Here is a 20,452-nt window from a genome sequence, read left to right on the forward strand (position 1 = left end):
AAGTTCCCCTCTTAACTTTTCACAGAACTTTCCTCTTCCTCCCGAAGTTTCTTTTCCCGTTCTCTCTGATTTTTGGAATAAATACAGCCACAATAGTCCTGGCGGTAAAGTCCGTAAATCTTTGACAGCTCGGTTGAACGCTTATATCCATTTCTCTTTTTAAAATCCGAAACCAGATAAGCCACTCCATATTCCCCGGCAAGCCGCTCACCAATCTCATTCAGCTTCTGTGCATTTTTCAGCGGACTGATGGAAAGGGTTGTGGTGAAATAATCATATCTGCCTTCTTTTGCAAATCTCGCAGCTTCCCGGAGTCTGAGCTCATAACACCTGAAGCACCGCTCTCCACCTTCCGGAATCATCTCCAGTCCCTTCGCCATCTCGTAAAATTTTTCACTGTCATAATTTCCCGCCTGAAAATGGATCGTATGTTTCGCCGGAAGCTCACGGATCAGCTTCTCCTGTTCGTGGATCCGTTTTTCAAATTCAGATTCCGGAAAAATATTCGGATTGTAATAAAACACCGTAATCTCAAAATATTCTGACAGATATTCCAGCACATAACTGCTGCATGGTGCACAACAGCTGTGAAGGAACAGACGTGGAACCTTCTTTTCCGATACGATCTGTTCTATCTTTTTATCCAGTTCTTTCTGGTAATTCTTTTTCTGCATCTGTTCATCTCTCCTCATATTGCAGATTTGTTTCTTATTATAATGCAGCTGTTCTCTTCGCACAATATCTTTTCTGCTCTGTTTTTCTTTTTCCGCTCCATTCCAGCCAGATGCACACACGCTTTTTTTTATTTCTCATAAACTGTAAGTAAAAGACTTATGATCGTTTCTGTATCTGGAGGATTATCATGCAATATGCACTGGAACTGAAAAACGTTCATTATGCTTACCATACACTGGAAGGAGAAACCTACGCCCTGAAAGACATCACCTTTTCGGTCCGCGAAGGGGAATTTATTGCTCTGGTCGGTCCCTCCGGGTGCGGAAAATCTACACTGCTCCACCTGATTGCAGGTCTTCTCACCCCGGAAAAAGGTCTCATCAAAATAAACGGCAGCTATCATCCGGACAATACTTCCGGCATCGGATATATGCTGCAAAAGGATGAACTTCTTGAGTGGCGTACCATCTATCAGAACGTTCTTCTCGGTCTCGAGATCCAGCATGCACTGACTGCCCGTTCCCTCGCACTGGCAAGAGCCCTTCTTACACAATACGGCCTGAATGCCTTTGCAAATGCAAAACCATCCGAACTTTCCGGAGGAATGCGCCAGAGAGTCGCGCTGATCCGCACGCTGGTCCTGAAGCCGGATATCATGCTTTTGGATGAACCCTTTTCTGCCTTGGATTATCAGACCCGATTAAATGTCAGTGATGATATCGGGCAGATTATCAAAAAAGAGAAAAAAACAGCGATCCTTGTCACCCATGACCTTGCTGAAGCGATCAGTCTTGCTGACCGGATCCTTGTTCTCACAAGCCGTCCGGCAACCATCGGGCAAACGGTCAATGTTTCCTTTTCTGATCCGGGACTTTCCCCGCTTGCCCGCCGCAATGCCCCGGAATTTAAGACTTATTTCAATCTAATCTGGAAGGAGCTGAACCCGGATGAATGAACTTTCAAAAAACCAGCTGCATTACCTGAATATGCGGCGCCGACATAAACGGATCGTTGCCGTTTCCAGAGTCTCCATCCTGCTTGCCTTTCTCTTCCTCTGGGAATTTGCCGCAAATACAGGACTCATCGACTCCTTCATCTTCAGCAGCCCCTCCCGGATTGCCCTGTGTTTTCTGGAAATGACCGGTGACGGCAGTATTTTCCGCCATATCGGAGTAACCCTTTACGAAACTCTGGTCAGTTTTGTTCTGGTAATCTTCTTCAGCCTTTTTGTCACCGTCCTTCTCTGGCTCTTCCGGAAGCTTTCGGAAATCCTGGAGCCTTATCTGGTCGTCCTGAACAGTCTGCCAAAATCTGCACTTGCTCCGCTTCTCATTGTCTGGCTCGGCGCAAACCGCACAACCATCATCATTGCCGGAATGTCTGTTGCAATCTTCGGGAGCATCCTGAATCTTTATTCTGAATTTTCCGAAGTCGACCCGGATAAGATCATGCTGATCTACACCCTCCACGGGAACCGGCTCCACGCCCTCTCCAAAGTCGTGATCCCAAGCTGCATTCCGGCGATCATCAGCACCATGAAGGTCAATATCGGGCTCTGTCTGGTGGGCGTGATCATCGGAGAATTTATCGGCGGCAGGGAAGGACTTGGCTATATGATCATCTACGGCAGTCAGGTCTTCAAGCTCGACTGGCTGCTGATGAGCATCTGCATCCTCTGCGTGATCGCCATGCTGCTCTATGCTCTGATCGGACTGATCGAGAAGTGGTATCTTTGCCGGTGTAAGATTTCCTGATATTTATCAGAAACTTCACAGGGAAAGTCTCTTCTTTCTCCCTCGCTTTTTCAAAAAGGAACCATACTTTTCAGATCATTTCTGGTATGCTCCCTGTCAAGAGGACAATAAAAAATAATAAATTTTTGTATCGTCAGCCATGCTATGGCTGGCGATATTTTATGCTGCTTTTGTATATTGCTCATGATATTTCATTGGTGTCATTACATGCAGTTTTCTTTGAAGTCGTTGGTTGTTGTAGTAATCTATGTAATTAGCTATCGCAGTAATCAAAGAGCTTCTGTCATTAAAACACTGTTTATAATGCATTTCTCGTTTTAGAATTCCCCAAAACCCTTCCATTGGTCCATTATCAATACAGTGGGCAACTCTAGACATACTCTGCTTCATATGATGTTTTTTTAATCTAGTATAAAACTGTGCGCTTGTATATTGAAAGCCTCGATCAGAATGAACTAATGGGTGTGCATCTGGCTCCTGACGAACAGCCTCATCAAACGTGTCCATAACTAATGGATTATCATTATGATCGCTGATTTTAAAGGAAACAATCCTTCTATCATATAAATCTAAAATAGCACTCAGATAAACTTTATGAACTTCTATTCCGTTGTAGTATTTAAATTCAGAAACATCTGTAAGCCACTTTTCATTCGGTTTTTCGGCGTGAAATTCACGGTGTAAATAGTTTTTTGCTATGTGATCAGGATTTCTGTCTCCTCTGGTACAACTCTTAGGTTTCCATTTAATATTTGATTTTATATCGTATTTCCTACAAATACGAAGTACTCGTTTATCATTCACATGAATTCCTTTATGTCCATCTAATTAGTTTTTGGATGGCTTCATATTCGGCTAACCGATGGATTAAAGATAGCGGCCCCTCCTTTCCAGTTCTCTGACTTTTTTAACAGATCATTCTCCATTTGTAAGTCTAGATTTCTTCTTTCCAGTTCAGCTATCTTGTCACGTAGCTCTTCTTCAGGTGTTCTGCTTGGAAGAGAAGCTATACGACGTCCACGTCTGTCTTCCAGACCCGCTTGACCCATCTTTTCGTATCGTATTACCCAATTGCGAACTTGTTGATAGGAACAATCATATTTGAGTGCCATTGCACCATAATTCTTATCATTTGCAAGACAATCTGTTACTATTTTTAATCTCTCATCAAGTGTAGTGTTCTTTGCTTTTTTCATGTAAGCACCTCCAGTGGATATTTTTAATATTCCACCAGAATTATACACCTTAATCCAATCGGAAAGCTGTCTGTGTGAACGAATTCCGTATTTTGTGCAAATATCCTGAAGAGATCCTTCTCCGTTAAGATAATCATTTATAGCAGATATTTTTAAATCTTTTGAATAAGATTTGTTTTTCGGTTGATTGAGTAATCCAGTTGGTCCATCATACTGATAAATAGAAATCCAATTTCGAATACTATGATGATCAACTCCCAATTCTTTTCCTGCTTGCCGTATGCCAATTTCTCCTGCAAGGTAGCGTTCGACTATTTTTACTTTTTCTACTGGTTCTATCTTACTCTTTCTGAACATGAAAATACCCCCATATAGGACTTTTATATTTCATTGTCCTATATGAGGGTAGCATATCATCTTAATGAATCAACCAGTTATAGTCTTTTCATTTTATCCGTGATACTCTCCATTATACTGGATCAATGTAATATCTTCTACATTTGTGATCTTCCGGATCTTCTCTGTGAAATCGAGATCATTCTGCCGACAGAATACCTCAACTGCCATCTCTGTTTTCTCCCCACGCATCGTCTTTGACTTTATGAAGTATTTCATTCTGCCAAAGCTGCGGATGATCTCATCACCGGCTTCATCTCCCTGATAATGGATCACGGCGATATAGATTCTGCCTTTCTGCTGCTTATGATAAAACAGATAAATCATAATGATCATAACCGCTGCTGCAATCAGTGCCAACGGATACATTCCCGCTCCAGTCGTGATACCTGTCGTGATCGCCCAGAAAAGATAGAGCAGATCCATCGGATCCTTCACCGCCGTACGGAAACGTACGATAGACAATGCACCGACCATACCAAGGGAAATCACGATATTCGTACTGATTGCCAGAGTAACCATGCAAGTGAGAAGTGTCATGCCGACCAACGTAACTGCAAAGCTCCGAGAGAAGATCACCCCTACATAAAACTTGCTGTAAACCATATAGATCACTGCTCCGAGAAGCAACGCCACGATCAGCGAAATTGCCATCTTCGGTGCATTAAAGCTGTCAAATACGCCGGATTCCAGCACCGACTTCTTAATCATATCTTGTATACTCATAATAGTTTTCTCTCCTGTGTTTCATTCCAATATTCAAATCCATATAAATACTGCGATTTTTCATAACAGAGTACATATTTTGATACTGCTGTGAATTCTTGTGCATTTGGCGGAAGCAAGTCACGCACGATCTGTGGAAGCATCTCTGTGAATTTCACTTCCATAACCAGTTTCCCCGGTTCAAGCACCGGAAGTGTCGGAAGGGACGGATCAAAGATGTCATAACTTCCGACCGCTGCCCTCACATCACTGTCAAATGTAATCCTGACTGTCCCCTCATCCATGATCCACGGTACACGGTCATAGTCAACGATCGTGCGTGGACGCATGAGATTGCTGACACATTCCACATAAAATTCTCTGCACAACGGATACGGACTGCTTAACAAAAATTTATAATCTCCATCAAGGATCTTATAGAATTCTTCCTTTGTCAGAGGAGCACTTTCTTTATAAATATAACTTCCGAATTTCTTCTTCCGCTCCAGCTTGATCGAACGGTCACTACAATCATAAATACGAATCCTGTATTTTTTTCGCATCAGGACACCAGATTCCTTTTCCGCATAAGCGCTGTTGAAATAATCTTCAAAATAGAGGCTGCGGATCATATAACCATTTCCCTTTGCATTTGGATCCTTTTTCAGCAAATGCTTCATCCTCAGCTCCAGCAATTCTTTCTCACTGGTACTGATCAGATATTTCCATTCATTACGGAAGCGTTCTTTTGATAAATCATTCCTCATAAATATCTTCCTCAACATTTTGGCCGCCTGTAATGTAGAAACATTTCATACCATAATTCTTTCCAGCGTCTGTTATATAATAATCAAAAGCATCCTGCGTCTGTCCAGATGTATTTGTCGCACGGACACGCACAAAATACTGACCATCTGCCGGAACTGTAGTCTCCGCTTCCGGAATTTGAATATTATTCTTACGAAATACAATCTCATTAAACTTATAATCTTTTGCCAGTTCAACTGTGTAAGTGACCGTCTCTGCATCAAAGTCATACGATGCGTCCCAGTTGAACTTCAAAATATTTCTCTCGATTACCGGTTTTCCGATAAAAAACGGCATTGGCTTTTCCAGGCTCTCCTTATAAAGTTCATAATTTTGTTCTACCTCTGAAGGGATTGCCGATGCAATTGTTTCATACTTCGCTTCAGTCAACGGTGCATACATCTGGTCCGGCATCTGATTTAAATACTTCTGAGTAACTGTACGATATTCCTCTATCATACTACTGATCCGATCCACACTGAGATAGGATCTCAGATCCTGGATCGCCGCGTCAAGTTCCTCACGGAAATCCTCCGACTGCAGACATCTTTGAAAGAGAACATTTCCCCAGTAATTACTGACTCCACATTCCCAACTGCCTTGATCGGAACGGTTTTTAATGTTATATTCGGTTCTCATGAAAGAGGTATCATTATCCCACGCGATCAGATACCATATATTTGAATTCTGTGGACTATATAAATATGTATTACGATTCTGTGTATCCACATTTCCGGTCAGTATCTGATACGCCATCCAGTACGTCAGATTCTCTCTGTCAAAATATTGATCCAGGATATCCTCAATCGGTTGAGAAGTATCATTCAGATCTGTCAGCATTTGAATCAGTTTCGTATGATCTGAATCTCCTTTGATCTCCAGGAGCTTTTCAAAGGCTTTCTGGTCATAGGTCGGATCGTCTTCTTTTTTTATTACATCTTCATAGCGGAAAAACTCAAACGAATTAATTTTGTACAACTGTCCCTTCGAATCCATTCCATGGTTCTTCATTCCTGTCTTGTTGAGCTGTTCCACCTGTGTGTACAATCCATAGTCCTGGAATTCTGAGCTGTCCCCCTCGGTAAGATCTCTTACATATAAATGTACAAACTGGGTTCTAAGTGACATCAGCTGCGGTATCCCTTTCAGAAGATCGTAGGACAGCTTATTACGGAAACGCATTCCATCTGTCTGATGTTTATTCAGATTGATCGTGCGCTGTCCACGCCAGGTTCCCTTATTCTTCTTCAGCTCAATCTTATAGTTTTTCTGCGAATTACGGCTCGATGTCTGTCCTCTGATCTGCACGGTAGCATTCGGCACATTTTCACCATATCCAACCTCCCCGCTCTGCGGACCTGACTCATCACCAACCTGAAGAAGCGCCGCTGTCTGGTAACGTTCTACTCCCATCTTGTCATAATCATAGGCCGAATAACTGTTAATCTCCTTCCAGGTATGAGCCGTTCCCTCTGAAGAATTTCCACGGGAAACGGTGAGATACATCGTCACAACACTTGTCTCGTCATCATTTTCATAGAGACTATCCTTATCCCTGAGGTGAACGTCGTTGATATCCTGTGTCTCTGCCTTTTTTATCTCTTCCTGTTGTTCTGTCTGTTTCTTTGAAGTATCCCCTGTTTTCTCCGGGGTGGTACATCCCGTCAGGCAACAGGACATTCCTAATAAAAGGGCACATCCCAACGCAAGTAATCTATATTTTTTCAAGCTTATCTCCCCTCTCTATTTTCTCTTCCAAAAAGCATCCAAGCCGTGTGAAGAAACCTGTTTTATCCTCTGCCACAATCGGCTGTACGCTCAAAATATAATACGGAAGTTTTTTTATAAAATATCCAAGACGCAGTGTACAGATCAAAAAGAACACTGCACTTCCCAGTAAAAATCCAAACCCATAATACACCTGTGGGAAGAATAAAGACACACAGGTAAATGTCGTCGTACACGCGGCGAACATTCCTGTTGCAAATAATGCTCCCTTGTAATCTGTAAAATAAAGTAAGATCAACATCATTGTGTTAGCAATTGCATAGAGTCCATAGCCGACGCAGAGTGTCCTAAAATATCCTTCCATAAGATCATTAAATCCAAGCGGAAGATATGTCAGAAGCAGCTGTCCGATCGAAATCGCCAGTGCCGTTGTAAGTAGCTGCTTTAACGCCGTATATTTCAGCTCCATGTTTAAAACCTTTCTCATCTCTTTTCCCGCCTGCAGGATATCCTTGATTTCTCCCTTGTCATTAAACAAACTATAATAATTCCGATATTTCGGATAGAAATTCACTTCCACAGATACAACGAAATTAACGGTTGTAATAAGAATCGTCAAATAGGCGATCATCGCAGGTACATCATGATACGGTGCACCATAAAATAATCCCTGAACATGTACACGGATCGGTCCGCACCACATGATAACAAGATGTGCAAATAGTCCGATGTTCGTGAACAAGCCTGTAAACGCAAGCGGAAGGAACTGATCCACCCAGCGTAAAAAGAAAAATGCACTGATCTCTCTCTGCGGAAAATAACGGTACAACAGCGTCACATCCCAAAGCAGCATGATTCCATAACCGATCGTAACTGCGATCATCAACGCCTCTACATGTGGAATCCCAATCAGGATCAATAGGAATCCGACCAACAATGATACCGCTACCGCTGTAATAAATGAAATAAGAATCCCTTTGTAATCCTTGATCGCTGTCAGATAACTCATCGCATTCCAGGTGACGATCAATTCTCCGAAAAACTCCAGGCACAAAAACTGATCGATCAGATTGATTCCTGAAAACAGAAGAAAAATCCCATACATGATTCCGCCGACTACAAGCAGGATCGCTGTTGAACCCCAGAAAGAAGAAAGCACCGCCTCGTAGCGTTCTTCATACAGCATGTCCGCAATATATCTCGTCACGACCATAGAGAAAAAACTGGTCACGGTCAACGAAGCGAGAAGTGTGTAAGTAATCATACAGTTCAGAAGTTCCCGGTTATGTCTCGTCGCACCGGTATGATCGCAGATAAAAGCGATTCCTACCAACAGCACGATACCGAGCAGCATCGGACCTGTACAGATCACTCCTGCATACCCATACGCTTTTGCCGTCGCTGCAAGTCCGCGCTTCTGGAATAATTTTTTTAACTCAAATCCGATTCCGGCCATCTGCCTCTTCCACCTCCTGATACATCTTCCGGTACTTTTCAAGCATTTCTTCTTTTCGATAATATGCTTTCACTCGTTTCTGTGCATTCGCCCCCATGCGGAGTCTCCGAGCTCTGGAAGCGCACATCTGATCCATTGCCTGCGCAAGCCCCTCTCGATACATCGGTGGAACACAATATCCTGCTTTTCCGTATCGATCCTCCTCGTTACCATTCAGAAGCTCCCTGCAGCATCCTACATCTGTAGTCACACAAGGCCGCCTTGCAGCAAATGATTCTAAAACAGACAGCGGCTGTCCTTCCGATATACTCGTCAAAATTGTAAAATCCAGCTTCTCCATATAAGAGATGATATCCACTCGTCCTGTAAAGATCACATTTTCCAGATGAAGCTGATCGACCAGCGCATAACACTCCTGCGCATACTCCTCATCATCGACGCCTCCCATAATGTGGAGACGCACATGTTCTCTTGTCGTGCAAAGCTCATAAAACGCATAGATCATCGTCTTGATATCCTTGATCGGTGCCAGACGCACGATCGCACCGATGTCAACCCATCCGTCTTCCTCTTTCAATGGAATAGGGGAAAGCCTTTCATAGTTGATTCCGTTCTCAACGACACGACATTTCTCCTTGTCACATCCCATCTGGATCTGTGCATGCATGGCATTGGTAAATAATGCTGAGACTAGAAACGCTCTCGTATAAATAATATCCGACAGCATATAGAAGAAAGAAATCCACTGCTTTTTAAATGCCGGCTGTACCCATTTTGCACGAATGATCTCTTCTTCACGCTCTCTTGTGTATATTCCATGCTCTGTCAGCAGCACTTTCTTCCTATAAACATACCCGCCCAGGCATGCAAGAAGTCCGCCATATCCTGTACAGATTGCATGATAGACATCTGCCTTGGGCACTTCACTTCCCATTAGATAAAGGACCGGAAGCAGCATAGAACGCATTGTGTGAAATGCATCCGCAAACGGAGTATATGGATAATCTTTTATACAGCACTCCGTCAATATATTCAGGAATTTCTCACTTCTTAAAAAAGACATAGGATTCAGCTTCTGGTCATGATAGAGCCGAAACAAGATTTCCCAATTCGGGCGTCTACACAGCATCAGCTCTTTCAGGCTGTTCGTCTCTTCCTCTGTAAAGGCATGAAGCATTTTTCCAGAATCCTTCAGCCGCAAAGCGTCATCCAGAAAGACCTCGTGAACTTCTACAACATTTTTCGGAAGCTCGTAGACAAATTTCCCTTTATCCTTCGCATTTGCCCCAATCACCCACAAAACAAACTCATGCTCTTTCATTTCATTGATATACTGGTGCATCCAGGTGGATACACCTCCAAATATGTAGGGATAACACCCCTCCAATATGAGACAGATTCTCACAATTAACTCCTTATCTGTCGCGTGTTACCGCTTTGTATTTCAATCTTCTAATTTCTCAATAGTTACTGTTGGTTCCTTTGCCTGAAGCAGATAGAGATTTCCTGTCAGATGTGTAAGTTTTCCTCCTGAAACTTCACCTGGTGTTCCTTCATTGATCCTCACCATAAAATATGCTTCATCATAGAAGTTTTTAAGCTCCAATTCTATAGACCGCTCTGTCACTGTCTTTGTGAATGTAACCGCTCCATAACGCTGGATCGCACCGGATAGTTCTGAACCGGTGAGTTGTCTCAAGGACGGTGCCGAATCCACCAGCCAGTCCATATAATCAGCGAGGTTGCCCTTCATCTTTTCCCAGCCAAGCGCCGCACCGCGGTCTTCGTCCAGAAGATCATCCGGATGAATAAAATGACTGTTCACAAAATGCATATTTAATTCCGACAGTGCCGCCATCTTCATATAATTATCGATAATTGCACCGGAGATGATACGCGGCTGTTCTACAATCCCATCCTTTGCAACTTCAAATTCCTGCACATACGCAAACTCACCGGTGAAATAATTACTGGCGATCGTCCGGATCTCCGGGAAATCTTTCGCGAGCATCTCCCTTCCTTCTGCTGATAATACATTGGACGGCGGTACATAGACTGACATTGATACACTGGGAAATGTATCCTCTCCAAAATGGATCAATTCTTTTACAGCCTTTTTCATGGCCGCCTCATTTTTCCATGTATCATACGGAAGCACGTCACCATAATCCACATTTGAAAGACTCAACGGCTGATGATTGTATCCATGATACCCGAGTTCTCCACCTTGATGAAGCAGCATATTTCCAAAATACTGAAAACGTCTGGTATCCTTCTGTTTCTTAATCGTTCCATCCGTCGCATCCTCATAATTTTCAATAATCACACCGGTATAGCGAACGTTGTGATTAGATGCAAGCTCCTGCATATCCGGCCACCACACATCCATATAGAAATCACTAATGCTCATTCCATAGTCCCGCTTCACATAAGTACCATCTCCCTCCGGAACCGGTGACGGAAAGTCATCCAGATAAAATGCTGATCCATTGATCACCGGATAAACCCCCACATCAGTAAGGAGACTGTAGGAAGCCGCATAGAATCCACGCACCGCTTTCTCATACAGTCCAAAGTTGTCTACTACAAACTTCCCTTTTCCATATTGGTTCTCCCAAATGACAGGCTGACCGTTTTTTTCATTGACATGCGCATAAACCTTCGCATTCTCACTCAGCTGCACTGCCCAGGCAGAGTCATACGGATCCGTGATTGCATAAGCCTGTCCGCCGCCAAGCATAAATTCCGGTTCAAAATAAATACTGTCTACAAGTATATTGTCATATCCGGAAGAAATGATTCCAAGCTTCTGCTCAATCACTGATGAATACGCTGTTTTCTGAAGTGTCAGGGCAAAAAGTACATTCCCACCCTCTGACACCCAATCACACAGTTCCATAAGATTCTCTTTCAACGGACTTACATCGCTCAGTAATACAACAACCGTTTCATAAGCATGATAATCTGGAATAGAGGATGCACTCTGCAGGTCTACCACATCTGTTCCAACCTTCATATCTTTAAAAATTTGTTGAAACTGCTCCCATGCAGCCACACTCGCCTCATCTTCACTGTTACGAAGTACCAGACAGGTCTTCGGCAGTGATTTCGCAGCCATCTGTTCCGTAACCACTTCTTCCTGACTGATATATGCGACTTTTCTGTTTTTTTCAGTATATTGAATTCCACTTCGTTCAGCAAAAAGGACGATCGCGATCATCAGAAATACACCCAGGATCACCAGCATACTTTTAAACGGAAATGTTTTCAATGATTTTAATCCAGCCAAAAAGCCAATACCTCCTTACTCTTAGACGACAGATAGATCTGCTCCTCTTTCATCTGTCTTAAACACTGCTGCAACTCCGCTCCCTTTTTTCGTTCTGCCAGATACCGGATCTTCAAAATCCAGAACTCCTCTTTCCGATGCCATTTCTGATCCATCAGCCCTAGAATCTCTTCCACCTGAACATAATCTCCTGTTTTCATCAGATTTTGGAACAGACGCACACATGTGGAAAGCGTCGTTTTCACCTTCAGCTTTTGTCTTAAAAGACGGATATAACGTTCCCTCTGTTCTCTCTCCATCTGGGCTTCCAGAATCCCCTGATTCAGATACTCTTCCATAAAATCACAGTACTGCTCCAGGATCTCCGGATCGTCCGGTGATTCCGCATACAGCTTCTCCATCTTCTGCAAACGAAAATCATATTCCTTGGAAAGTTCAACCATGGCTGTGATCGCATAATGGACAACCTCTACATCTTCATTCATGCGGGCCTGTTTCAGAAGATCCATATATTCTTCCGGATCATCATTTAACACATCCATGATCAGTTCACGGCGCACTCTCGGTTCGTTAATCAAAAGTGCTTCCTCTAACGGAACGATCTTTTTGTCCGTATCCGAAACTGCCTGAAAAATATTTTTATAAATCTCTTCATTTACACGAAGCTTTTCCACTCCCGGTTCTATCCTATTGTCTCTTCTGGTCAGCATTTGCAAATGCAAAAGCAGCACGCACACTGTTCCCCAGAAAGGGACGAAGATCACAAGTGCCATCAGATATTTTTTCACCTTCAGCAGATGTGTCTTTATCCCCAGCCAGACCAGCACACAGCAGACAATATGTAACAGGATCAGGAATACTCCAAGCACTGTCTGAATCATAATTTTTCTCCTGTATTTGCATTCTCCACGGTATCGATCTCATGACAGACGAAGCCGTTATTTTCCAGTCTTGCAAGAATGATCGGCAAGGAACTTCTGTCCGTCTGTGAAAGAATGAGGAAGATCTCTCCTTTTTCAGAAATCCCCCTGACATCATTTTCACGGACCGAAGCCTGTAGCGCTGTGTCTGCCTCTTCCAGTGTCATCTTCGGATACTCCAGCTTCAAAAGCACATAGGATGCCCGATTCTCCTCCCTCATAGAATGGAAGGAATACAGCCGTTCTTCAAAATACTCCTGCTTCAATATACGTGTACCCTGCACGTACTGCCTGTTCTTGATTGCCTCCTGATATTCCAGTGCGCGCAAAAGTGCTGTTTCTACCAGACCGCAGAGAATCTGGAACAGATTCAGATAATAGAGGGAAAGCTGTTCATTTCCCACTTCCTGAATGAAAATCAGCATCACGAGCTCTCCATCCTTGTGAATCCCGTTCATATACATCGGATAGCCGTCCAGGAAATTCCGGTTTACCCACACCTTTCCGGACACAATCGTCTCTTTCGCTTCCAGATAATCATCCAGACAAATGGATTTTTTCAACACATCTGTCATTCCCTGGGATGCGATCTCAAGACGTCCATAGCTCTGATTCTTTCCAACTGAATAAATCGCAAATGTATGATTCTCAAGAACTGATTCCATCACATGCAGAGTTTCAATAAAAAGCTCCTGCGGAAGAATGATATCCAGTTTTTTCGTAATATCAAAAATCTTACCAAAGCTGTCACGGCTTCCCAGAATCTGCTTCTTGTACTGCCGTTTATCAGAAAGCGTCTCCTGATACATTTCTCTCATAAACAGAAATTTATCCAGGATCAGTTTATTCTCCTCTTTCATGAATTGAATATTATCGCTGTTTTTCAGTCGGATGTAACCACAGATCGCGCCGACTGCAAAATAGAAGATAAACGGAATCCAGTTCGAAGGTTCGTAGAAAAGTGTCGTCCAGCCGATCCCGGTTTTCGTATATGCTGCCAGCAATGAAAGTGTTTCCAGCCCCGCTGCAGCAAGCCCGTAATTAATACCGTACAGACTGCTGAACAGCACGATGTAAACAAGCCTCAGATCGATCATCTGAAACTGCACCTGATTTCCCGCCACCCGGTTCAATGCTTCAAAAACAAAAAATGTGAGCAGCAATTCCGCGATTTTCACGATTTTATCATGTACTTTCAAAAAAGTTTTTACTACATCGATCTTCCGTGTCTTATGGTTCGTTTTCTCACAATAATCCTCATAAATTTCTGTGAGATCCTCCAAAAGAGAAATCTTCGGAAACCAACCGTATTCATTTCTCAGAACGTGGTCATCAGATATCCCATCCCGGATCAGCACATCTGACAAATAGGTAATGTTTGCAGCCGGAAACATCTGTGCCAGTCTCTCCCCGAACTGTTGAAAAGTAAAATGAAATACCTGCGGAACCTGAAGACAGGCGCTCCCCTCTCCCCAGTTATCAAAAATCTTGTATAATAAATCCCCAAGATCACTCAAAGCAAGAAAATGCATCTCCTGTGCCGGTGCTTCTTCAAATGTAATCTGCTTCTTATTGATCACAGTTGAGAACAGCTTGAAAAAATAATCCTCCTCATAAGTACCGGAATAAAGATACGGCGCACGCAGAATCTTGACAGCGATCTGATGCAGCTCGCCGTATTGCCTGCAGAACTCTTCTGCCGAGCGGACCATCAGCGTCTTTCCTGTTGTATCTTCATATAAACTATCCGGTCCTGTAATATACAGAAGCCTGGAATTCAGATTCCCCTTATAGTAATGTAATAGCTTGCGTAAAGTCTCAATCTCACCCTCCATCGTCCCATGAAATGTAAGATAATTAGAAAAATAAATCACTCCCTCAAATTCATATGTCTTGAAAATGTCTTTGAATTCTTCCTCCGTCTTCGGCATCGGGTATACCGATAAGCTCTTATTGCGATTTGACTTTTGTTCAGTCTCTCCAAGAAGAAGGATCTGACACTCAGGGAAAGCCTCCTCGATAAATTCTGTTGTAATATATCCGATATTTCCGGTCACCAGTAATTTCATACGTCACCTCGTAATCATATATTGCGCATTTCTATCATTTCCAACCTATCATTTATGCAGAAGGTGTATTTTCTTTTATCCTCTTTTTGTCTTTATACATCTTCTCGTCAGCACAATGGATCAGCTCCGGCAGATTCTTTTCCTCTGCATCTGTCCAGACATATCCCATTGCAACAGAGATAGGAATAGCTCACTACATTTCCATAATAAAATAAAACGAGTGCTATAATGCTGAAAACGCAATATGCTACACATCCATTAATAATTCTTTGCAATTTAAGATTTGTGATCTCCGCCTTCGTAACACCGTCGGAAGCATCAATCGTCCACTCACCTTCCGGGGCACTTACTTTTCCTGTAAAAATTCTGTCGGGAGCATTCTCATATCTCCCGCAAATATATAATGCAGCTACCATAAAGAAGATAATTATAAGAGTAACTGCAGTATGTATCTTTTTCATAATCATTCTCTCTTATAATATTTTTTGCCATTCCGGCAGATATAATCGCGTCAGCATAACTGCCGAACAATTTTTTATTATACCATAGATTCTCATTTTTGAGTTTATTTTTTTCACACGCCCTTCTGTCTACTTCTTTTTAAGCCTTCCTCACCAAACTCATTATAATTATGAATCCATTGTCGAATCTGTCTAGCACTTTTAACATTATATTTTTTTGCTAGTGCTTTTGAACCAACACCTAAACTTAGATGCTCTAGAACAATTTTTTTCTTAAGCTCAAAGTTATATTTTGCCATAAGAAAACCGACCTCCAATAGTTAGATTTTTGGGTCTAACTTCTGGGGGTCGGTTCATTTTTGTACCTTTTTTTATATTTAAAGCTCCCACGATAATTGTCTACTCCTATGATATATTTTTCGAAATATACAAATTTTCCGCATTTATACTATCATACCAGCCCTTATCCGTCCATACTTGATCTGCACAATTCCACACGCAAATCATTTTCTGCCTATACCGCCCCAAACTGCAGATACCACACTGCCATCTTATCTCCCAGAAAAATTGCAGTTGCAAGTCCAAACACAAGAAATGGTCCAAACGCAAACTGATCTGTTTTATTCAGCCTCTTTCGTACCAGCATCAGTGTCACATAAGCACCTCCTGTTATAATCCCAATACACATTGCACATATCATTGACGCGCCACCAATAAGCAATCCGCTTACCGACATCAGCTTGATATCTCCGCCTCCGAAAGCCCCTGGAATTGCAAGTGCCAGCACCAGCATCGGCACTGATATGATTCCCATACCGGTCAGTCTTGTAGCAATTCCCATCTCCGGATAAAGCATAAAGTCCAAAACCGCAAGTATCAAGATCATAATATGAAATCGATCATAAATCATCTGTATATGCCAGTCAACCAAGGCAATCACAAACAGTATTCCCAAATATATAAAAAAAACTGCGCCTCTTAGTGAAATCACACCCATTTTCCCGCAACCATATACAATCGCACAACCGGTCATGGATACTCCACCTGTTAATTCCACTAAGAAATATCTTGCAATCCTCTTGCTCTTTGCACATATTGCGCTTTTCCCGTATGTTAATTTATCGATGACAATATGTAAGAAGCTGAAGATGCCAGCTCCGAAAAAGAACCTTATTATCCATAATATGATTTCTAAAACCACAAACATCCTCTCATAATTAAATGATTTGTTATAAATTATATCAGTTCTTTCGCAAAAAAGATACTGTTTTTAATGCTTTATTTAATTTTTCTGTCACAAAATTGATCATGACAATATTTTGAAACCTGCCGGAGACCTTTTAATAACAGGAAATGCAATTTCCTGTTATAGAAAAAACGGAAACAAAAAATGGATCAATCTCTTTTGTGAGAATTTGATCCATTTTTACCGCATCTAAATCAGTTGTCCCAGCACCGGAAGCCTTTTCAGATAAATTCTTCCGGAAAATGCAATATGCGGCAATTCATAAAACATACAATGCTTCGGACAGATTGGCTGATACAATGAATCCGCTACAATGATTTCTGCATCTTTCAATGCTTCTTCCATCTCTTCTTCCCCACAGATCCATCTGTCCTGTCTGCAAAGCAGACCTTCTGTTTTTTCCAGCGGGCAGAGAACTTCCACCGGACAGCCATATTTCTGTTCGATCCCTGCTGCCAGAGATTCCATGGTCACCGGTTCTCCGATCAGAGTCACTTTCTTTTGTCTGCCTGCCGCTTCAGGCTTCTTTATTTCTTCTCCCGATGCCGGATTTCTGTTTCCCTTCTGCTCCATGATTTCTTCAATTTCACCCTGCATCCGATTCTTCAGATATGGCATCTGCTCTTTTTCTTCCAGTGCTTTCGCAATCCGCTCTGTATAAGAGCCAATCGGCGTTCCAACCACATACGGGGTTCCGAACTTTTCTTCCAGTACTTTCGCCGCACGAAGCCCGACCGAAGATACCACCAGATTCACCTCTGCTTCTCCTGCCTGCAAAAATGCATCCAGTTCATCTCCCATTGCCCAGGTAGACAGCACCTTCCATCCACAGGCTTTCAGGTTCTCTTTCAGCACCTCTACATGAGATACCGGTCCAAAGTCCAGTGGTGTCACACCAAGCAGATTGACGGTGCGTGTCTGAATCCGTCCTGTCTTTTCCCCGGTAAATCTTTTCGCGATCTCCTCTAATGCAATTCCTGCCCCATACACATAATCATGCATTCCGTTCGTCGGTACTGCAAATGCAGGAATCCCGGTTTCTTCTTCCAGTACCTGTGCCAGTGCCGGAAAATCGGTTCCATTCATATACGGAATTGGGGATCCTGCAAGGGCAATAAATTTCGGATGCAGCTCCCTTGCTGCCTCTTTGATATCATCCAGAAATTTTTCATCATTTCCCATGATCGCATCAATTTCTGTCAGACCGGAAATATAGATCAGACTGTCCTGATCGTACCAGCGGATCTCATCGTGAGTGTTATAGGTCGAATTGCATCCGGACGGGTCGTGCATGACTGTCATGCCGCCAAGCTCATAAAGTGCAGAACACACACCGGATACATCCGATGTGTAAATTGGTATGATTCGATAAGATTGTCTCATATACAGCTTTCACACCCCCATCCTTTTCGCACAACCAGATCTTCCGTGTCTTTTTCTTCGGTAAATGCTTCGACCATAAGCTCTGCCGTCCTGCGGATCCCGTCAAATCCGTAAAGGCCGCCGCCCTGTACCATATTGACAAAATACGGACTTCCTGTAAACCATGCCGCCTTCTGTCCGATCGCCAGTATTTTTTCATCCGATGTTCTCGGAAGCACACGCATTTTCACCTGGATCGTTGCAATCAACTGCAGATCCGGTGCATGCTCCTTCAGCCACTCAAATTCTGCTTTTTCTTCCGGACTGATGGAATCCAGATAGATCCGTATTACCCGGAAGCCATGAGTAAGCAGAAGCTTTGCAAGTCCGAGTGGACGCGGATGGTACAGATAATCAATGGCAACCGCAGTGTCTCCGATCACCTCATGCGCCTTTTCCAGTGCCTTTTCACAGGCAGCAATTTCCTCTTCTACCGAAATCGTTTCCTCCAGCTTTCCATAGCCCATTGTCTGGCAAAAATTTTCCAGCTGTGCTGTGATTTCTTCATAATCAAAGCTGCCCGGCAGATACAGGTATGGTCGTTTCAGACGCTCTGAAAGCGCTTCCGCACCATACTTAGATGGTGGATAAGAAGATATAAAAAGTTTCCCTTCGGAAAGTGCCAGATAGTCTTCCCAGCTTTTACATCCCGGCAGTTCTCGGAAGATTCCCTGATGTGCCCGGACGATTCGTTTCAGATCTGCATTTTTTTCCAGTACGAAATCACTGCCGAGAAAACTCACGGCTTTTTCATCTGCTTTTCGCTTTGGAAGTGGTTCATAAATCGCTTTTCTCAGCTTCTGATCTGGTGTCGGTCCATGCTTCTGCATGATCGGATCCATATAACAGCGGATAAATGTAATCTTTGGGAACCTCTCTTCCAGTTCCTGATACACCCGTTCCAGATCGCATCCCAGAAAATGATGCAGACAGACGGTAAATAAAAGAACTGCTTTCGGTTTTTCTTCCAACTTATTCAGCACATCCGTCACGCCTTCGATGGTGATGTCCTCCAGATTTCCATTTAACAGATTCTCTTCTTTTACGATCACAAAGGAAAACCGGTCAGCCGCATTCATTTCCGCCGCTGTCAGCACCACACCTCGCATGCAGTTATCTGCACAGACATAGATCTGTCTTGCCTCCGGCATCAGCATTCCGGTATGTACGATGTTCCAGTTGCCGTGGACCGGCGAGTTAAATTCAAGCCCCGGTGCAAATGGAACCGGAAATGTGGCATCCTTGATGGCTACTGCCGCGCCTTTTTCATCCACCGGATGTCCTACCCGTTTTAACATGGTCTCTCCTCTCCGCACACTGCAAGGATCTGATCTGCCAGCTTCCGGTATTCCTCTGCCATCTGCGAATCCGGTGCGTATTCCAGCAGAACCTTGCCGGCTTCTTCTGCTTCCATCACAAGTTCGCTCCGATCAAGCCGTCCAATGATCTGCGTGTGAAAATCCTCTGCAAGCTCCCGCACCTTTTCTTCCTCTCTCGGAACCTCTCTTTTATTTAAAATAATACCGCCAAGGGAAGCATATCCCCGGTTCCTGAAATTCTCTACTGCCATTGCAATATTGGCCCCGGCATGGATCGCCATATTTTCACCAGATGTGATGATGAATACCTGATCCGCATAGCCTTTTCGCATTGGCATGGAAAAGCCACCGCAGACTACATCACCAAGTACATCGTATAACACGATATCCGGCTGGTAGGTCTCATAAGCACCGGTTTCTTCCAGCTTCTCAAGGGCGGTGATAATCCCGCGTCCTGCACATCCAAGTCCCGGTGTCGGTCCACCTGCTTCTACACAGACCACACCTGCATAGCCAACCGTAACCATATCTTCCAGTTTTAGATTCTGTTTCTTCTGTTGGAACATTTCCAGTACGGTTGGAATCTCCTTTCCGTGTCGGAGCTGGATGGTCGAATCCGCCTTCGGATCACAGCCGATCTGCATGACCTTGTATCCTTTTTCGGCAAGTGCCACCGCAAGATTGGATACAGTTGTGGATTTTCCGATCCCGCCTTTTCCGTACACTGCTATCTTTTTCATTCCGCTTTCTCCTCCGCTTTCGTAATGACGTTCGAGTACGCCGTTTTTGTGGATACCCCATTCAGACGCCCGATCTTCCCTGACAAAGCACTGATCATATCTTGCGGTGCATCAATGGCGATGCTGATGATATTAATTCCCTTCTCCCGGTACGGAATTCCCATTCTTCCAATGATATACTCTCCTGCTTCATGCAGGTAATGGTTCAGTTCCTCAATCGCGGCAGGATTCTCCACAATAATTGAAATGACTGCTACTCTGGTGTCCAT

General features: G+C 43.4%; 20 protein-coding genes. 2 read left to right on the top strand and 18 right to left on the bottom strand.

The window, feature by feature from the left end; genetic code table 11:
- Positions 1 to 11 precede the first annotated feature (11 nt).
- Positions 12 to 674, bottom strand: coding sequence for an epoxyqueuosine reductase QueH (locus PG840_RS00785; protein ID WP_055248342.1), 663 nt, complete (start codon positions 672 to 674; stop codon positions 12 to 14).
- Positions 675 to 862: 188 nt separating this feature from the next.
- On the opposite strand from PG840_RS00785, the gene PG840_RS00790 reads away from it, so the two are divergent.
- Positions 863 to 1,630 (top strand): ABC transporter ATP-binding protein, encoded by a 768-nt coding sequence (locus PG840_RS00790; RefSeq protein WP_270205083.1) that lies wholly within the window; start codon positions 863 to 865, stop codon positions 1,628 to 1,630.
- On the top strand, positions 1,623 to 2,429 hold the full coding sequence (locus tag PG840_RS00795) for an ABC transporter permease (RefSeq protein ID WP_022220124.1): 807 nt from the start codon (positions 1,623 to 1,625) through the stop codon (positions 2,427 to 2,429). Before PG840_RS00790 ends, PG840_RS00795 begins: the two co-directional genes overlap by 8 nt.
- Positions 2,430 to 2,588: 159 nt before the next feature.
- On the opposite strand, the gene PG840_RS00800 is transcribed toward PG840_RS00795, so the two are convergent.
- The 17 genes from PG840_RS00800 to PG840_RS00880 all read right to left on the bottom strand — a co-directional run bounded on the left by PG840_RS00800 (position 2,589) and on the right by PG840_RS00880 (position 20,452).
- Positions 2,589 to 3,239 carry an IS3 family transposase gene (locus PG840_RS00800; RefSeq protein ID WP_330663212.1) on the bottom strand — a complete coding sequence of 217 codons (651 nt, stop codon included), beginning with the start codon at positions 3,237 to 3,239 and terminating at the stop codon, positions 2,589 to 2,591.
- Positions 3,240 to 3,274: 35 nt separating this feature from the next.
- Positions 3,275 to 3,982 (bottom strand): helix-turn-helix domain-containing protein, encoded by a 708-nt coding sequence (locus PG840_RS00805; protein ID WP_270613248.1) that lies wholly within the window; start codon positions 3,980 to 3,982, stop codon positions 3,275 to 3,277.
- 93 nt (positions 3,983 to 4,075) lie between these two features.
- Positions 4,076 to 4,747, bottom strand: coding sequence for a DUF4956 domain-containing protein (locus tag PG840_RS00810; protein WP_055282628.1), 672 nt, complete (start codon positions 4,745 to 4,747; stop codon positions 4,076 to 4,078).
- On the bottom strand, positions 4,744 to 5,493 hold the full coding sequence (locus PG840_RS00815) for a polyphosphate polymerase domain-containing protein (RefSeq protein ID WP_195502002.1): 750 nt from the start codon (positions 5,491 to 5,493) through the stop codon (positions 4,744 to 4,746). Before PG840_RS00815 ends, PG840_RS00810 begins: the two co-directional genes overlap by 4 nt.
- Positions 5,483 to 7,261, bottom strand: coding sequence for a CotH kinase family protein (locus PG840_RS00820; protein ID WP_270205086.1), 1,779 nt, complete (start codon positions 7,259 to 7,261; stop codon positions 5,483 to 5,485). The genes PG840_RS00815 and PG840_RS00820 overlap by 11 nt, the downstream gene beginning before the upstream one ends.
- Positions 7,248 to 8,717 carry an exopolysaccharide Pel transporter PelG gene (gene pelG / locus PG840_RS00825; protein ID WP_270205087.1) on the bottom strand — a complete coding sequence of 490 codons (1,470 nt, stop codon included), beginning with the start codon at positions 8,715 to 8,717 and terminating at the stop codon, positions 7,248 to 7,250. Before pelG ends, PG840_RS00820 begins: the two co-directional genes overlap by 14 nt.
- Positions 8,698 to 10,122, bottom strand: coding sequence for a GT4 family glycosyltransferase PelF (pelF, locus tag PG840_RS00830; RefSeq protein WP_330663197.1), 1,425 nt, complete (start codon positions 10,120 to 10,122; stop codon positions 8,698 to 8,700). Before pelF ends, pelG begins: the two co-directional genes overlap by 20 nt.
- A gap of 39 nt (positions 10,123 to 10,161) precedes the next feature.
- Positions 10,162 to 12,006 (bottom strand): DUF2194 domain-containing protein, encoded by a 1,845-nt coding sequence (locus PG840_RS00835; RefSeq protein ID WP_270205088.1) that lies wholly within the window; start codon positions 12,004 to 12,006, stop codon positions 10,162 to 10,164.
- Positions 11,994 to 12,887 carry a hypothetical protein gene (locus PG840_RS00840; protein WP_270205089.1) on the bottom strand — a complete coding sequence of 298 codons (894 nt, stop codon included), beginning with the start codon at positions 12,885 to 12,887 and terminating at the stop codon, positions 11,994 to 11,996. Before PG840_RS00840 ends, PG840_RS00835 begins: the two co-directional genes overlap by 13 nt.
- Complete coding sequence (locus tag PG840_RS00845; RefSeq protein WP_270205090.1) at positions 12,884 to 14,995, bottom strand: NAD(P)-dependent oxidoreductase; 2,112 nt, start codon at positions 14,993 to 14,995, stop codon at positions 12,884 to 12,886. Before PG840_RS00845 ends, PG840_RS00840 begins: the two co-directional genes overlap by 4 nt.
- Before the next feature lie 107 nt (positions 14,996 to 15,102).
- Positions 15,103 to 15,456, bottom strand: coding sequence for a hypothetical protein (locus tag PG840_RS00850; protein ID WP_195502007.1), 354 nt, complete (start codon positions 15,454 to 15,456; stop codon positions 15,103 to 15,105).
- 113 nt (positions 15,457 to 15,569) lie between these two features.
- Positions 15,570 to 15,755 carry a helix-turn-helix domain-containing protein gene (locus PG840_RS00855; RefSeq protein WP_195502008.1) on the bottom strand — a complete coding sequence of 62 codons (186 nt, stop codon included), beginning with the start codon at positions 15,753 to 15,755 and terminating at the stop codon, positions 15,570 to 15,572.
- Between the two features lie 215 nt (positions 15,756 to 15,970).
- The gene (locus tag PG840_RS00860; RefSeq protein WP_270205091.1) at positions 15,971 to 16,513 is read right to left on the bottom strand and encodes a prepilin peptidase; all 543 of its coding nucleotides are present in this window, start codon (positions 16,511 to 16,513) and stop codon (positions 15,971 to 15,973) included.
- Between the two features lie 378 nt (positions 16,514 to 16,891).
- Positions 16,892 to 18,085, bottom strand: coding sequence for a nitrogenase component 1 (locus PG840_RS00865; protein ID WP_195502010.1), 1,194 nt, complete (start codon positions 18,083 to 18,085; stop codon positions 16,892 to 16,894).
- Positions 18,082 to 19,422 (bottom strand): nitrogenase component 1, encoded by a 1,341-nt coding sequence (locus PG840_RS00870; RefSeq protein ID WP_195502011.1) that lies wholly within the window; start codon positions 19,420 to 19,422, stop codon positions 18,082 to 18,084. Before PG840_RS00870 ends, PG840_RS00865 begins: the two co-directional genes overlap by 4 nt.
- Complete coding sequence (locus tag PG840_RS00875; RefSeq protein WP_055248272.1) at positions 19,416 to 20,183, bottom strand: nucleotide-binding protein; 768 nt, start codon at positions 20,181 to 20,183, stop codon at positions 19,416 to 19,418. Before PG840_RS00875 ends, PG840_RS00870 begins: the two co-directional genes overlap by 7 nt.
- Positions 20,180 to 20,452 carry a TM1266 family iron-only hydrogenase system putative regulator gene (locus tag PG840_RS00880; protein ID WP_008372338.1) on the bottom strand — a complete coding sequence of 91 codons (273 nt, stop codon included), beginning with the start codon at positions 20,450 to 20,452 and terminating at the stop codon, positions 20,180 to 20,182. The genes PG840_RS00875 and PG840_RS00880 overlap by 4 nt, the downstream gene beginning before the upstream one ends.

It is taken from the genome of Coprococcus sp. AM97-35, assembly GCF_027697525.1.
GTDB lineage: Bacteria > Bacillota > Clostridia > Lachnospirales > Lachnospiraceae > Allocoprococcus > Allocoprococcus comes.

Coding starts and splice junctions, on each gene's coding strand:
- PG840_RS00785 (WP_055248342.1), bottom strand. CDS start 674: ATGCAGAAAAAGAATTACCAGAAAGAACTGGATAAAAAGATAGAACAG.
- PG840_RS00790 (WP_270205083.1), top strand. CDS start 863: ATGCAATATGCACTGGAACTGAAAAACGTTCATTATGCTTACCATACA.
- PG840_RS00795 (WP_022220124.1), top strand. CDS start 1,623: ATGAATGAACTTTCAAAAAACCAGCTGCATTACCTGAATATGCGGCGC.
- PG840_RS00805 (WP_270613248.1), bottom strand. CDS start 3,982: ATGTTCAGAAAGAGTAAGATAGAACCAGTAGAAAAAGTAAAAATAGTC.
- PG840_RS00810 (WP_055282628.1), bottom strand. CDS start 4,747: ATGAGTATACAAGATATGATTAAGAAGTCGGTGCTGGAATCCGGCGTA.
- PG840_RS00815 (WP_195502002.1), bottom strand. CDS start 5,493: ATGAGGAATGATTTATCAAAAGAACGCTTCCGTAATGAATGGAAATAT.
- pelG (WP_270205087.1), bottom strand. CDS start 8,717: ATGGCCGGAATCGGATTTGAGTTAAAAAAATTATTCCAGAAGCGCGGA.
- PG840_RS00840 (WP_270205089.1), bottom strand. CDS start 12,887: ATGATTCAGACAGTGCTTGGAGTATTCCTGATCCTGTTACATATTGTC.
- PG840_RS00845 (WP_270205090.1), bottom strand. CDS start 14,995: ATGAAATTACTGGTGACCGGAAATATCGGATATATTACAACAGAATTT.
- PG840_RS00850 (WP_195502007.1), bottom strand. CDS start 15,456: ATGAAAAAGATACATACTGCAGTTACTCTTATAATTATCTTCTTTATG.
- PG840_RS00855 (WP_195502008.1), bottom strand. CDS start 15,755: ATGGCAAAATATAACTTTGAGCTTAAGAAAAAAATTGTTCTAGAGCAT.
- PG840_RS00865 (WP_195502010.1), bottom strand. CDS start 18,085: ATGAGACAATCTTATCGAATCATACCAATTTACACATCGGATGTATCC.
- PG840_RS00870 (WP_195502011.1), bottom strand. CDS start 19,422: ATGTTAAAACGGGTAGGACATCCGGTGGATGAAAAAGGCGCGGCAGTA.
- PG840_RS00875 (WP_055248272.1), bottom strand. CDS start 20,183: ATGAAAAAGATAGCAGTGTACGGAAAAGGCGGGATCGGAAAATCCACA.
- PG840_RS00880 (WP_008372338.1), bottom strand. CDS start 20,452: ATGGACACCAGAGTAGCAGTCATTTCAATTATTGTGGAGAATCCTGCC.